At 72.8% G+C, this 585-nt stretch carries 1 protein-coding gene; it reads right to left on the reverse strand.

Annotated elements, in window-relative coordinates:
* Positions 1-585, reverse strand: a 585-nt coding sequence (locus AC1DWF_RS36800; RefSeq protein WP_476843366.1) for an OmpA family protein, incomplete at both ends; no start/stop codon positions are given.

The following is a 585-nucleotide window of genomic DNA, read 5'->3' on the forward strand; positions in this document are numbered from 1 at the left end:
TCATCGGGCCCCTTCCCGTCTGCGGCGAGCCGCGCGGCGGCGATACCCTGGCCCACCAGCCAGCGCTGCACCGACTGGGCCCGTTGGAGGGACAGCGTCCGGTTGCGCGCGGCCTGGCCGGTGTTGTCGGTGTGGCCGACCAGCCGGAGGCGCAGCGACGGCTCGGCGCGCAGGGCGTCGCGCAACTCCTCCAGCGCCGGCGTGGCGGAGGCGTCGAGTTCCGCGCTGTCGGTCCGGAAGCGGATATAGAGCGCGACTGTCCCGCGATCCTTCAGCGCCTGCGCGATGGGCGCGGCCACCGGCACGTCCGGCTGCACGTCGCCGCGCGGCGGGCCCTCGAAGGTGAAGTTCTCGTCGAAGGGCTGGGCGAAGGTCATGGTCGTCACGTTGTTGCGCCGGCTGCCCGGGAAGTTCGCCTGGGCCGGGCGCGGCAGCATGGTGATGAGGCCGCCCGTGACGGGGATGGCGCCGTAATGCACGGCCGAAGGGCAGAGCAGCGAGTCCCGCGTGTAGATGTCGGTGCCCCAGACATGGTCGAAGCGGGCGGCGGCGGAATACTCGGCGGGGCAGAGGCAGGTCAGCGGC

The organism is Aminobacter sp. P4_D5 (assembly GCF_056401815.1).